Origin of the sequence: Campylobacter sp. TJR-1 (assembly GCF_032840035.1) — a bacterium.
Lineage (GTDB): Bacteria > Campylobacterota > Campylobacteria > Campylobacterales > Campylobacteraceae > Campylobacter > Campylobacter fetus.
This window is the reverse complement of sequence record NZ_JAWIZX010000003.1, coordinates 150,598-162,831: the sequence shown is the minus strand read 5'-3', so window position 1 is coordinate 162,831 and position 12,234 is coordinate 150,598. Positions and strand designations below refer to the sequence as shown.

Sequence of the window (12,234 nt, the reverse complement as noted above, 5' to 3'; positions counted from 1 at the left end):
TTAACTATATTTAACTAATTTGATGAGTTATTATCATCTATTTTATCTTCATTTTACCTTTTGCTTCTTTCCTTTTTGCTATTTGTTCATCTCTGAGACGATTTTTTTCCATCATTTGACGATTAAATCCTACAACTAAAACAAATATCAAAAATACAAGCAAAACCCAAACTAAAAAATTAAAAAAATCACTCAACAACAAGCTCCTTCTCGCCTTTATAACTCCAAACTAACGCATTTTTATAAACTAAATTTTGCCCGTTTTTTATCTTTTTAGAGCGACTAAATACTCTTAATTTCTCACCGTTGATAGATGTAAAACCATCTTTTACATCTATCTTCAAATTTGAAACAACATCGCCGCTCCTAGCGCTTTTTATCTCATCTTGACTTATCATAAATTTGCTTATATCAGTATCAAAAGCAGTATCTACGTTTTTATACGATATGCTAGAAATCTGCATATTTCCTTTATAAAGATCTGTTTTATTTACTATAGCTTCAACCTTCGTGCCAAGTGGAAGTTTTGGATTTTTTTCATATACGTATATACCTCTTCTACTTTTATCAGCCAAAATATAACCGAATTTATCAACGTAAATAACTACTCCAACGACCTCTGCCCTCTCATCGCTCACTGCATAAATTTCATCTATACTTTTTTTTAAAACGGGTGAATCTCTAAATTCTGAAGTTAATACCGCATAAATAGCGTAATGATCGGAAAACTTCCCGCTAGATAAAAAACTTGGCTTGAATACGCCAAAACTAGAGTTTTTGTATCTAATATTTCCGTTAAAAAAGCTATTTTGAAGCATTATGTGATCTATAGCGCCACCTTTTTTATATGAACTTCTATCTCTGTTTCCTACAAATTCCCAGAGATTTTTAAATTCTCCGTTTAAATCATTTAGCAAAAATCCATATCCATAATTACTATTTAAGTCGCCTAAAATTATACTGTTTTTTTCATTTTCGACTGCTTTTATCATAGTATTTGCAGCTGTTTTTCTATCTTTTAAACTATTTTTTGCTGCCGGGAAATGAGTTGAGAAAAACTTTATTGTCTCACCTCCAAAACTTATCTCGCTTACTAAAATAGGTCTGGTTTTTAAATTTGGAATTACGATTTTTCGGCTACTTAAAATAGGATATTTCGACATTACTCCAAGTCCTACGGGAGCATTTTTATTTGTAGCAAACTCATAAAATTTATACCCGCTTTTCATAGCCAACTGCTTTAAAACAGAGCTATTTTCTATCTCTAATACAGAAATAAAATCCGCATCTAGCGCTTTTATCACTCGCGAAATATTATTTAATTTTTGAATATATTTAGCCGTATTCCATGTTCCATCTTTGAAATCTTTATATTCGCTCCCGTCTATATTATCATCAAAAAGATTTTCTACGTTATAAGTCGCTATCTTAAGTTCAGCTGAAATAGAAAAAATAGCTATAAAAAGTAGGATTAAAACTCGCAAATTTCATCCCTAAAATTAAACTCGTTTATATTTTGGCGTATCGCTTCATAAGTTATAATTCCTACGCTAGTAGCTAAATTTAAACTTCTTCCATCACCGCTCATCGGTATCGTGATACAGTTTTCTTTTTTTATTTTCATTAAATCAAGCGGCAATCCAGATCCCTCGGCACCAAAAAATAGAAAATCTCCTTTTTGGAATTTAGTGTTAAAATAGAGCCTATTTGTTTTAGTAGTAGCAAAGAAAAATCTATCTTTAAATTTGATATTTTGAGTTAAAAAATCATCCGAACTCTCCCAAATAACAAGATCCAATTTATCCCAATAATCAAGCCCGGCACGCTTTAAATGCTTATCATCAAGCATAAATCCAAGCGGCTTTATAAGATGAAGTCTGCAACCTGAATTCACGCACATTCTTCCTATGCTTCCGGTATTCGTATGAATTTCTGGTCGAACCAAAACTATATCAAACATCTAAAAAATCACCGTTTTATTTTTATAAACAAAAACCCTCTCATCAAAAACAAGATCAAGCGCATTTGAAAGTACGACTTTTTCTACATTTTTACCTGCTCTTTGCATATCACGCCAGCTCATTTCATGATTTACTCTTATAACATCTTGAGTAATGATAGGTCCTTCATCAAGATCATTAGTAACAAAATGAGCCGTTGCTCCGATGATCTTTACTCCTCTTTCATGAGCCTGTTTATAAGGATTTGCTCCTATAAAAGCCGGTAAAAATGAGTGATGAATATTTATAATTTTTTTAGGATAATTTTTTACGAAATTCGAGCTTAGAATTCGCATATATTTTGCTAAAATCATATAATTAAATTTGTATTTTTTCAATTCGTTTAAAACTAAATTTTCATGTTCTTCTCTGCTAATCCCATCTGAACTAACAAAATGAAAAGGAATATCAAATTTTTCAGTAAGAGGTCTCAAAGTGTCGTGATTTGCTATGACTGCAAGAATGTTTGCGTTTAACTCACCGCTACTATGTTTTATCAGTAAATCTCCTAAGCAGTGGCTCTCTTTTGTAGCTAGTACAACAACATCTTTTTTAGTTATCTCTTCACAAAATATAATCGCATCTTTAGGTAAAAAAGCACTTAATGTATTCTTAAACTCACAAACATTTATATCGCCCACCATCACAGCACGCATATAAAATCGTTCATTTTCATGATCAACAAACTCACTTGTACTAACATAATTTAGACCATTTTTAAAAACTATCTCGCTAACTCTTAGTATTAGACCCTTTTCATCATAACAATCAATTTTTAAAATATAATTCACACCCGCTCCAAAAATTTAAAAAAATTGCGTAGATTATACAATTTTTTTACTAAAAAATAGATTATCCATAAACAAGACTATCTAAAATACAATTGTAAATAAAATATCATAATTACGCGATGCTAGTAATATTTTTGAAGCCTTTAAGTATTGATTTTGAGTGTATTATTGACTTTTATAAGACTTAAATTTGATTTATTTTATATGAGTTCTTTTTTCAAAGAAAAATCAAAAGCTTTAACGCTATGTGTTAGTTCACCAAAAGAAATAGCGTCTACACCACAATCTGCAAGCTTTTTTATCTTATCTAAACTCATATTTCCAGAAGCTTCTATAAAGGCTTTTTGAGATACAATTTTAACAGCCTCTCTCATCATTTCTAAACTCATATTATCAAACATAATCATATCTATACCTAAATTTAAAGCCTCTTTTACTTCATTTAAACTTCTTGTTTCTACTTCTATTTTAAATTTATTTCCATATTTTTGGCGTATTTTAGTAACCGCGTTAGTGATGCCTCCTGCTGCGTCTATATGATTGTCTTTGATTAAAATCATATCGTATAGCCCTATTCTATGATTTTCTCCGCCGCCGCATTTTACGGCGTATTTTGCTAACATTCTATAAGCAGGAAGCGTTTTTCTAGTGTCTAGTATTTTTACATTGCCTTTGGATTCTTTTACGAAAATAGAGGTTTTTGTAGCTATGCCAGAGAGATAGCTTATGAAATTTATAGCTACTCTTTCGGCTTGTAAAATGTTTATCACGCTTCCTGATACTTTTGCTACCATATCTGCGTATTTTATCGCATCACCGTCTTTGAAATACAGTTCCACAGAGATATTTTCATCTATAAATTTAAAAACTTTTTTAAATATATCTATACCGCAAAGCACACCATCAGATTTACAAATCAAATAAAAACTATCTTTTTCATCATTAAAAATAGCTAAACTAGTAATATCTCCGCTACTACTTAAATCCTCTTTAAAGCCTAAGTTTATAAGTTCGTTAATATATGTATTCATAACTAGTATTATGATATAAAAACACTTAAATAGCAAATAAATTTAAATAATTAAACGATAAACATTTACCATATGTTGCTAAAATACACATTTTTATTAAAGGATATAAGTGCTAAGCGATATTATAAATTTTCTAGTTGATCTAGTCGCTGGTTGGGGTTATATAGGTATATTTTTACTAATGGCTCTTGAGAGTAGTTTTTTTCCATTTCCGAGCGAAGTCGTGATGATACCTGCTGGCTATCTTGTATATAAAGGCGAAATGAGTGTTACTCTAGCTTTCTTAGCCGGAGCCTTTGGCAGCTTAGCCGGAGCTTTATTTAACTACTATTTATGTTTCTTTTTCGGTAGAAGTTTTATACAAAAATATGGAAAATACGTAGGAATAACAGATGAAAAAATGGATAAATTTGAAAATTTCTTTAATAAATACGGAGAAATTTCAACATTTAACTGCAGATTGATACCAGGCATAAGGCAGTATATAAGTCTTCCTGCCGGGCTAGCTAAAATGAATATTCTTAGATTTTGTATTTTTACTACTTTAGGAGCCGGCATTTGGGTAGCGATTTTGATAGCTATCGGATATTTTTTAGGTGATCAAAAAGAGCTTATCGCTGAATACTTACATACTATAATAATAGTGCTTCTCATAGTAGTAGCGATGATTACGGCTGCATATATCTATATCCAAAAGAAGAAAAAAGCAAAGAGCTAATCTTTTGCTTTTTTAATCTCATTTAAAACATCTATAAGTTCGTCTAAATTTTCATAAGGTATATGTACTTTCCAGTCTGGCTCATTATCGCCTTTCAATATAATAGGCTTTGAGTCTTTTCCATAAGGCTCATCGATGTGAGCTACCAAAATAGATCCTTTTTTGGTGCCCTCTAATGCAATAACTTTTTCTAATTTAGCATTTGTCATCTTTTTACTCCAAACTCTTTTAAAAATTTAGCCTGAAGTTTAAACCACTCTTTCAACTCCATTATAGGATATCCTGCATAGTTTTTTCCCGGTTCTAAATCTTTGCTAACAGCGCCGCGACCTGCTATTTGAGCAAAATCTCCTATTTTTAAGTGACCGGCAGTACCGCTTTGTCCTCCCATAACAACATTTCGTCCGAGTTTCGTGCTTCCAGCAAGACCCGTTTGACTTACGATAATGCAACCAAAACCGATCTCGCAATTATGACCGATTTGAACTAGATTATCTATTTTGCTATATTTTTTAACAATAGTCGGCTCAAAAACGCCTCTATCTATAGTTGTGCAAGCTCCTATTTCTACATTATCTTCTAATTCTACCCAGCCATTATGATAAATTTTTATATGCTCACCGGTTTTTGTATGAGCATATCCAAAACCATCACTTCCTATAACCGCATTAGCATTTATATGGCACTCATTTCCTATCTTGCAATCATTATATATTACAACATTTGGATGAATTATGCAGTCTTGTCCTATGGTTACGTTATCTCCTATATAAGCTCCTGCCATGATGATACTTCTAGATTCTATTTTTACATTGTTACCTATATATACATTTGGCATTATAGTAACACTTTCATCTATCACAGCTGGGGATTTTGGATAAAATAGAGGCTTAGAAAACGTTTTTGATAAAATAGCAAAAGCAAGGTGTGGATTTTCTACTATTACGGCTCTACTTTTTACTAAATTTGCTAAATTTGAAGTTACTAAAATAGCTCCCGCTCTGCTTTCATCTATAAATTTACTATTTTTTTCGCTATCGCAATAACTAAGCTCATCTACATTAGCTCTTCCAAGAGAATTTAGAGCCGAAATTTCCATATCGGTGCCTACAAACTCTAAATTTAAAATCTTATAAATTTCACTTAATCTCATCATACTTCCATCATTACCGATCCGCTTCTTACTATTTGAATCGGGTTATATTTTTTCATTACTTTTATAAAACAGTCAATTCGCTGAGCATTATCACAAGCCATGACTATGATGCAATTTTCATTTGCATTTGCAACCATACCGTTATATGATTTTAATATAGGATCTAATCCACTAAAGTTTTCATTTAAAGATATTTTTACTAAAACCATCTCTTTTTCTACGAACTCACCGCTATCTATAACTTTATAAGTCGGTATAAGTTTATGAAGTTGTTTTACTATCTGTTCAAAAACCCTCTCATCACCACTAGTCACTATAGTAACTCTTGAAAACTCACTATCTGGTACTGGAGCTACGGTGAGCGAGTCAATATTATATCCACGCCCTGAAAAAAGCCCTGCAATACGACTTAAAACGCCATGTTCATTTAAAACAATAGCCGATATAACTCTTCTCATCTCCTACTCCAATATCATATTATAAATTGCAGCTCCGGCTGGAACCATAGGTAAAACATTCTCAAATCTATCTATCTTAACTTCTATAACGCTTACAGTATCGATTTTAAGAGCCTCTTTAAGTGCATTTTTAAACTCGTCTTTAGTTTTTACAACAAAACCTTTTCCGCCAAAACCCTCACAAATTTTAACAAAATCTGGTTGAATGCTAAGATCCGTATTTGAATATCTTTCACCATAAAAAAACGTCTGCCACTGACGAACCATTCCTAAAAAATTATTATTTAAAATTATATTTATAACGCGTTTTTTATTTGCCGATAAAGTCATTAATTCTTGTATATTCATAAGAAATCCACCATCTCCGCTAACTGCTACGACAGGAACATCAACCGCCCATGCAGCGCCCATAGCAGCAGGAAGTCCATAACCCATAGTTCCTAATCCGCCGCTAGTAAGAAGTTGCCTTGGACGAGTAAATGGATAAAACTGCGCTACCCACATCTGATGTTGTCCGACATCCGTTGCTATAACAGCGTCATCTCCGGCTATTTTGGCTAAATTTTGAATAACCCATTGCGGTTTTAAAATCTCATCGCTGTCTTTATAGGTAAGCGGATGAAGTTTTTTATATATAGATATCTGCTCTATCCATGGATCAAAACTGCCTTCTGAGATATTTATCTTATCATTTAATTCTATTAAAACATTCTTTAGATCGCCTACTATAGGATACTCTGCATTCACTATCTTTCCGATGCTGCTTGGATCTATATCTACGTGTATAACTTTTGCATTTTTTGCAAATTCACTAAGCTTACCAGTTACCCTATCATCAAACCTAGCTCCAAAACAGATAATCAAATCCGCTTCGCTTAAAGCCATATTTGCAGCGTAACTTCCATGCATTCCGACCATTCCTAAGTTTAACTCGTCGTCGCTTCTTAAAGTTCCAAGAGCCATAAGGGTTTCAACAGTCGGGATGTTTGCAGTATGAATAAATTTTCTAGCCTCATCCGCAGCATTACTATTTATAGCACCTCCGCCTAGATAAACTATAGGTTTTTTGGATTTTGATATTATCTCACACGCTTTTTTAATCTGATTTGGATGACCTTTTACATTTGGTTTATAGGTTTGCATTTTTATCTCGCTTGGATAATTGAAATCGCCCATAGCCGCAGTTACGTCTTTTGGTATATCCACATGAACAGGGCCCGGACGTCCGCTTCTAGCTATATAAAAAGCTTCTTTTAAAATACGTGGAAGTTCATCTATAGTTTTAACTAAAAAATTATGTTTTACACAAGGGCGAGAAATTCCCACCGCATCAATCTCCTGAAAAGCATCAGTACCTATGAGCGGTAGCGGGACTTGACCGCTTATAAGCACCAGTGGAATCGAATCGGCATAAGCAGTAGCGAGACCTGTCACGGCATTTGTAAAACCCGGACCACTTGTAACAAAAGCAACACCGACCTTGCCAGAAGCTCTAGCATATCCATCAGCAGCATGAACTGCTGCTTGCTCATGTCTAGTCAAAACATGAGTAAAATAGTCTTGCTTATATGTTTCATCATAAATGTTTAAAGCCGCTCCTCCAGGATAGCCAAAAACAACACTAACTCCTTCGTGCTTTAATGCTTCACTTATCATCTGTGAACCATTTAATTTTTTCATCGTTCCACCTTTGTATAAAATACAAAATTATAGCGTTAATTATGTTAAGTAAATTTAAAACAGAATAAAAGCAAGGTTAAAAATATATGAAAAATATCGATAAGTGTGTAGAAATCACACACTTATCAAATTTATATATAATTATAGTAGGATAAATCGCATATTTAGTTTAGTATATTTAGATTTAAATACCGCTTTTTAAAAGCTCGTTAAACTCTTTTATCTCTTTTTCTTGGGCTTTGATGATATTTTTTGCTATTTGTATTATAGTTTTATCTTTTGTGTATTTTAAAATTTGATTTGAAGCGTCTATGGCACCTTTATGATGAAATATCATAGACTCTAGAAAATCTCTATCTACGTTATTAGTGTCTTGTACCTTTCCCATATCTGCCATCATATTTTTCATGTCTAATCTTTCGGCGGCAACAAACTCATCATATTTAGCACTATCTAGCTTTGTAGTAGAATAAGTTTTGTTTTTTAAAATATCGTTAAACTCTTTTATCTCTTTTTCTTGATCTGATATTATGGTGCTTGCTATCTTTCTTACTGTATCGTTTTTACTAAATTCAAGTAGAAGCTTAGAAGAATCAACCGCTCCTTGATGATGCGGTATCATATTGCTTAAAAAATCGACTTCCACGCTGCCTGAACTTACAAAAGGAGTATTTACCATAGGTTCATGCATACTCATCATTATTTTATATGACGCAGAATTACCGATGGAATCGTGCATATGATCATTTTGAGCAGCACTTAAATTAAAAGCCAAAGCGATGCTTATCGCTATAACTGTTTTTTTCATAGTTGTCCTTTACACTTAAATTTATAAATGAGAATTTAAACTAAAAATACTAAATATTTTGATAATTGTTTTAATATAAATTATATATTATAAGTAAGCAAAGTAGAGTTTAGCATATTATAAATAATAAATTTAAGCTAAACTCTTTTTCATTTGGAATATTCAAAAGTCGATGTTATAAATTTAAAAAGGCCAAATAGTCTCTAAAACCTTTGTTCCCCAAGGCTTGCTAGTAGCTCTTTGTAAATCTCCTTCTGTCTTATATAGTATCTTAGCATCAGAGATATAGCGAGACTCTATTTGATTATTTTGGCTAATATCATATGGTCTTATAACGCCACTTATCTGCATTATCTGCTTTTCGTTATTTATAAGGATCTCTTTACTACCTTCTATAAAATAATTACCGTTATTTAGGATTTTTATAATCCTTGCAGAAACTGTCGTATTAAAAGTCTCGTTTCTAGTACTAGTGCCGCTTCCGCTATAATTATTTGCTCCGCCGGCTGAAAATCCTATACCTGAAATTTTATTAATATCATTTGCGATTCCAGATAGCGCTGAGTTAGCAGGAGTCGTAAAAGTACCTCCGCTCAAAGACGTAGTGCTATCTTTTTTTGTTGTTTTATCGGCTTTTGATGTTTGATTTGCCGTCTCTTGTATAACAACAGTTACGATATCATTTACATTCATAGCTTTTCTATCTGAAAATAACGGATTGTCTCCTCTACCAAAAAGACTGCCTGGACTGCTTACGCCTATGCCGTTTTCTTTTGATGGAAGCTGTTCCACATATGCCGGTGGCTCCATGGAAATGTCCGGGTTGGCACCTGTTGCGCAACCTGCAAAAAACGGTAAAATAAAAACTAAAATATATTTCTTTTTCATAAACTGCCTTAAAATATAAATATGCTACAATTAAAGCAAATTGAGTTCCAAATACATTAAACATAGGAGAAAACAGTGTTAAAAGCTATCTATATTCTTGAATCGGACTACCAAAACGATAAATTTAGGCAAAATTTACTGAAAGAACTTAGTGAAATTAGTAACAAAAATACTATATTTTTTCCCATTAGCGATATAAATGAGAAAAATTGTAACACTTTTCTAACAAAAAGTGAAGCTAAAGAAATTTTAAAAAATGGTAAAAAAAATCAATTAATAAAATCAATTATCTCTAAATTTGATAGTATAGATGCGAATTTTATAGTTATAGTAGGAAGTTCGATAGAAAGTCTTGACGCCGATATAGCTAAAAATCTTAACGCTCCTTTTTATCTCAGCCCAGAAAGTGAGTTTAAAAAAGATATTTTAGGATTTACTTACATTAATGATATAAACGAGATAAAAACCGCAAACAGTAGCTGTATAACGCCGCTTAAATTTGAAAAAATGCTTTTTGATAGAGCTAAATCAAATTTGAAAACAGTAGTTTTACCAGAAAGCAATGATGATAGAGTATTAAAAGCTGCTCAAATTTTGCTTGAAAATGAAGCTGTGAATATAATACTTTTAGGAGAAAAAATAAATATAGAAGAAAGAGCGAAATTTCTAAATCTAAATTTAGAAAAAGCAGTTATTATAAACACAAAAGATAACGCCTACAAAGATGATTTTACAAATACCTTATATGAACTTAGAAAATCAAAAGGGATGGAGCTAGAAAAAGCAAAATCATTGATGGAGGATAGAACGTATTTTGGAACGATGCTAGTTTATAAAGGCGTAGCAGATGCTATGGTAAGCGGAGCTAGCACGACTACTGCACAGACCATTCGCCCTGCTCTTCAATTTATCAAAATGAAACCGGGAATTAGCAATGTAAGTGGAAGTTTTATCGTCTGTTTAGATACTAAAACTCAAATTTACGCAGATTGCGCTATCACGCCAAATCCCACAACAGACCAACTAGCAAATATAGCTATAAGCACTGCAAAAACAGCTAAAAATTTTGGACTTGATCCTAAAGTAGCAATGCTAAGTTACTCCACTGGCGACAGTGGATGTGGTGAAGATGTAGATTTTATAATAGAAGCAACAAAAAAAGCAAAAGAACTTGATCCTAACTTAAAAATAGAAGGTCCAATTCAGTTTGACGCTGCGGTAGATAAAGCAGTCGCCGCTAAAAAATTACCAAACTCAGCAGTAGCTGGAAACGCAAATACATTTATATTTCCAAATTTAAACTGCGGAAATATCTGCTATAAAGCAGTACAAAGAACCGCAAATGCTATAGCTATAGGTCCAATTTTGCAAGGACTAAATAAACCAGTAAATGATCTAAGTCGTGGATGTTTGGTTGAAGATATAGTAAATACGGTCTTAATAAGCGCAATACAATCTCAAGGAGAATAAATGAAAATTTTGGTTATAAACTCAGGTAGCAGCTCGATTAAATTTAAACTTTACGATATGAGCGATGAAAGCGTTATATGCAAAGGTTTGATAGAACAAATAGGCGCAAAAAACTCATATGCAAAAATAGTCACGAAAACCGGTGAAATAGCTGAAAAAAGAGAAGAAATTCCTGATCACGGTACAGGAATAGACGTGATGAATGAGCTTTTATTTAACAGTCACGCATTAACAAGCCTAGATGAGATAGACGGCGTAGGTCACAGGGTAGTTCAAGGCGCAGATCTTTTCAACGACGCTGTACTTGTAGATGATGATGTTTTGCAAAAAATAGAAGAACTTATACCGCTTGCTCCGCTTCATAATCCAGCTCACTTAGCAGGCATGAAAGAGACTTTGAAAGTTAGACCAGATATTCCAAATGTAGCTGTTTTTGATACCGTTTTTCATCAAACAATGCCAAAAAGCTCATATATGTACCCTCTTCCAATTGAATTTTATGAAAAATATAAAATAAGAAGATACGGTGCTCACGGTACATCGCATCAGTTTGTAGCAAAAGCCGGCGCAAAAATTCTAGGTGTTGATTTTGACCATTTTAGCTGTATCACGCTACACCTTGGAAACGGTGCTAGTATAGCAGCTATAAAAAATGGAAAATGTATCGATACAAGTATGGGTTTAACTCCTCTTGAAGGTCTTATGATGGGAACAAGATGCGGAAGCATAGATCCTGCCATTGTACCTTTTTTGATGAAAAATGCAAACTTAAGCGGCGAGGAAATTGATACCATAATGAATAAGAAAAGCGGTCTTTTAGCAATAGGCGGCTCAAACGATATGCGTGAAATAGAAGCTAGAATGGATGCCGGAGATGAAAATGCAAAACTTGCTTTTGAGATGTTTGTGCTGCGCATAAAAAAATATATCGGTGCTTATATATCAATACTGGGTGAAATAAATGCTATCATATTTACCGCTGGTATAGGTGAAAATGATGCTAGAATCAGGGAAGCCGTTTGTAGCGGACTTGAAATATTTGGTATAAGAATGGATAAAGATAAAAATGCCGCTAAAAAAGATGAGCCACGCCGCGTAGGTCTTCCTGAAACAAAAGTTCGCATCATCATAGTTCCTACGGATGAAGAACTAGCTATAGCAGAAGATACTCTGCGTATAATAAATCAATCAAAAAAATAACAATTGTTAAAGAGCTATTTTTTAATAAATTTAG

14 protein-coding genes are annotated in these 12,234 nt (G+C 33.0%); 3 read left to right on the top strand and 11 right to left on the bottom strand.

What is annotated here, in order from left to right; genetic code table 11:
* Nucleotides 1-37: 37 nt before the first annotated feature.
* The 5 genes from RVY88_RS04170 to nadC form a co-directional block, all read right to left on the bottom strand.
* Nucleotides 38-196, bottom strand: coding sequence for a hypothetical protein (locus tag RVY88_RS04170; RefSeq protein WP_162167133.1), 159 nt, complete (start codon nt 194-196; stop codon nt 38-40).
* Nucleotides 189-1,484, bottom strand: a complete 1,296-nt coding sequence (locus tag RVY88_RS04165; protein ID WP_065844017.1) for an endonuclease/exonuclease/phosphatase family protein — start codon at nt 1,482-1,484, stop codon at nt 189-191. Before RVY88_RS04165 ends, RVY88_RS04170 begins: the two co-directional genes overlap by 8 nt.
* Nucleotides 1,472-1,960 (bottom strand): tRNA (cytidine(34)-2'-O)-methyltransferase, encoded by a 489-nt coding sequence (locus RVY88_RS04160; protein ID WP_162167153.1) that lies wholly within the window; start codon nt 1,958-1,960, stop codon nt 1,472-1,474. The genes RVY88_RS04165 and RVY88_RS04160 overlap by 13 nt, the downstream gene beginning before the upstream one ends.
* Complete coding sequence (gene purU, locus RVY88_RS04155; protein WP_002849286.1) at nt 1,961-2,791, bottom strand: formyltetrahydrofolate deformylase; 831 nt, start codon at nt 2,789-2,791, stop codon at nt 1,961-1,963.
* Nucleotides 2,792-2,991: 200 nt separating this feature from the next.
* Entirely contained in the window at nt 2,992-3,822 is an 831-nt protein-coding gene (nadC, locus tag RVY88_RS04150; RefSeq protein WP_065844453.1) for a carboxylating nicotinate-nucleotide diphosphorylase, read from the bottom strand.
* Nucleotides 3,823-3,931: 109 nt separating this feature from the next.
* Here nadC and RVY88_RS04145 point away from each other — a divergent pair, with 109 nt between their 5' ends.
* Nucleotides 3,932-4,540, top strand: a complete 609-nt coding sequence (locus RVY88_RS04145) for a DedA family protein (protein ID WP_162167152.1) — start codon at nt 3,932-3,934, stop codon at nt 4,538-4,540.
* Here RVY88_RS04145 and RVY88_RS04140 read toward each other — a convergent pair.
* The 6 genes from RVY88_RS04140 to flgH all read right to left on the bottom strand — a co-directional run bounded on the left by RVY88_RS04140 (nt 4,537) and on the right by flgH (nt 9,530).
* On the bottom strand, nt 4,537-4,749 hold the full coding sequence (locus tag RVY88_RS04140) for a hypothetical protein (protein WP_065844455.1): 213 nt from the start codon (nt 4,747-4,749) through the stop codon (nt 4,537-4,539). The two genes, RVY88_RS04145 and RVY88_RS04140, sit on opposite strands and share 4 nt — an antisense overlap.
* Nucleotides 4,746-5,693 (bottom strand): UDP-3-O-(3-hydroxymyristoyl)glucosamine N-acyltransferase, encoded by a 948-nt coding sequence (gene lpxD, locus RVY88_RS04135; protein WP_065844456.1) that lies wholly within the window; start codon nt 5,691-5,693, stop codon nt 4,746-4,748. Before lpxD ends, RVY88_RS04140 begins: the two co-directional genes overlap by 4 nt.
* Nucleotides 5,693-6,154 (bottom strand): acetolactate synthase small subunit, encoded by a 462-nt coding sequence (gene ilvN, locus RVY88_RS04130; protein WP_002849273.1) that lies wholly within the window; start codon nt 6,152-6,154, stop codon nt 5,693-5,695. The genes lpxD and ilvN overlap by 1 nt, the downstream gene beginning before the upstream one ends.
* A 3-nt stretch (nt 6,155-6,157) precedes the next feature.
* Entirely contained in the window at nt 6,158-7,834 is a 1,677-nt protein-coding gene (locus RVY88_RS04125; RefSeq protein ID WP_002849272.1) for an acetolactate synthase large subunit, read from the bottom strand.
* Between the two features lie 184 nt (nt 7,835-8,018).
* Nucleotides 8,019-8,642 carry a DUF305 domain-containing protein gene (locus tag RVY88_RS04120; RefSeq protein ID WP_162167151.1) on the bottom strand — a complete coding sequence of 208 codons (624 nt, stop codon included), beginning with the start codon at nt 8,640-8,642 and terminating at the stop codon, nt 8,019-8,021.
* A 183-nt stretch (nt 8,643-8,825) separates the two neighbouring features.
* Complete coding sequence (flgH, locus tag RVY88_RS04115; RefSeq protein WP_002849268.1) at nt 8,826-9,530, bottom strand: flagellar basal body L-ring protein FlgH; 705 nt, start codon at nt 9,528-9,530, stop codon at nt 8,826-8,828.
* A 75-nt stretch (nt 9,531-9,605) separates the two neighbouring features.
* Here flgH and pta point away from each other — a divergent pair, with 75 nt between their 5' ends.
* Nucleotides 9,606-11,000, top strand: coding sequence for a phosphate acetyltransferase (gene pta / locus RVY88_RS04110; RefSeq protein ID WP_144686346.1), 1,395 nt, complete (start codon nt 9,606-9,608; stop codon nt 10,998-11,000).
* Entirely contained in the window at nt 11,001-12,200 is a 1,200-nt protein-coding gene (locus RVY88_RS04105; protein ID WP_002849266.1) for an acetate kinase, read from the top strand.
* Nucleotides 12,201-12,234 lie beyond the last annotated feature (34 nt).

Bases quoted from the DNA above. Each gene is read 5' to 3' on its own strand.
- RVY88_RS04160 (WP_162167153.1), bottom strand. From the start codon at position 1,960: ATGTTTGATATAGTTTTGGTTCGACCAGAAATTCATACGAATACCGGA.
- nadC (WP_065844453.1), bottom strand. From the start codon at position 3,822: ATGAATACATATATTAACGAACTTATAAACTTAGGCTTTAAAGAGGAT.
- RVY88_RS04140 (WP_065844455.1), bottom strand. From the start codon at position 4,749: ATGACAAATGCTAAATTAGAAAAAGTTATTGCATTAGAGGGCACCAAA.
- lpxD (WP_065844456.1), bottom strand. From the start codon at position 5,693: ATGAGATTAAGTGAAATTTATAAGATTTTAAATTTAGAGTTTGTAGGC.
- ilvN (WP_002849273.1), bottom strand. From the start codon at position 6,154: ATGAGAAGAGTTATATCGGCTATTGTTTTAAATGAACATGGCGTTTTA.
- RVY88_RS04125 (WP_002849272.1), bottom strand. From the start codon at position 7,834: ATGAAAAAATTAAATGGTTCACAGATGATAAGTGAAGCATTAAAGCAC.
- RVY88_RS04120 (WP_162167151.1), bottom strand. From the start codon at position 8,642: ATGAAAAAAACAGTTATAGCGATAAGCATCGCTTTGGCTTTTAATTTA.
- flgH (WP_002849268.1), bottom strand. From the start codon at position 9,530: ATGAAAAAGAAATATATTTTAGTTTTTATTTTACCGTTTTTTGCAGGT.
- RVY88_RS04105 (WP_002849266.1), top strand. From the start codon at position 11,001: ATGAAAATTTTGGTTATAAACTCAGGTAGCAGCTCGATTAAATTTAAA.